General features: G+C 65.3%; 1 pseudogene. It reads right to left on the bottom strand.

The features are described 5' to 3' along the window. A pseudogene (locus EN935_RS39330) lies at positions 1-599 on the bottom strand (urocanate hydratase); the annotation flags it as partial.

The following is a 599-nucleotide window of genomic DNA, read 5'->3' as shown; positions in this document are numbered from 1 at the left end:
GGCCCAGCCGATGCCGGTCGCCGAGGCCGACCCAGCAGATGCGCGCCGGCAGGCCCTGGAAAGCAATGCGCTCACGCGCCATATCGAGCCAGTTGTGAAGATGGGTGTTGCCGGGCGTCAACTCGCGCACCTTGGCATCGGTCTTGTAGATATCCTCGGGATCGCCCGACAAGGCTGCCCAGCGGAACGGGCCGATGCCGCGGCAAAACAGCGGACGGATGTAGGCCGGCACGAAGCCGGGGAAGGCGAAGGCGTTCTCGAAGCCCTCCTCCTTGGCCACCTGGCGGATGTTGTTGCCATAGTCGAGCGTCGGCACGCCGGCGTTCCAGAACGCCACCATCGCCTCGACATGCTCGCGCATGGACGCGCGTGCCGCCTTTTCGACTGCCTTCGGGTCACTGACGCGCTTCTCGCGCCATTCGGCCATCGTCCAGCCCTTCGGCAGATAGCCGTTGATGGGATCGTGCGCCGAGGTCTGGTCGGTGACCATATCGGGGCGAATGCCACGCCTGAACATTTCCGGCACGATCTCGGCCGTATTGCCGAGCAGTCCGACCGACTTCGCCTCGCCGGCCTTGGTCCAGCGCTCGATCTTTTCA

The organism is Mesorhizobium sp. M7D.F.Ca.US.004.03.1.1, assembly GCF_003998635.1.
In the GTDB taxonomy this organism is placed as follows: Bacteria; Pseudomonadota; Alphaproteobacteria; order Rhizobiales; family Rhizobiaceae; genus Mesorhizobium; species Mesorhizobium loti.
Note: the sequence above shows the minus strand (reverse complement) of the source record. Positions and strands in the feature narration are given on the sequence as shown.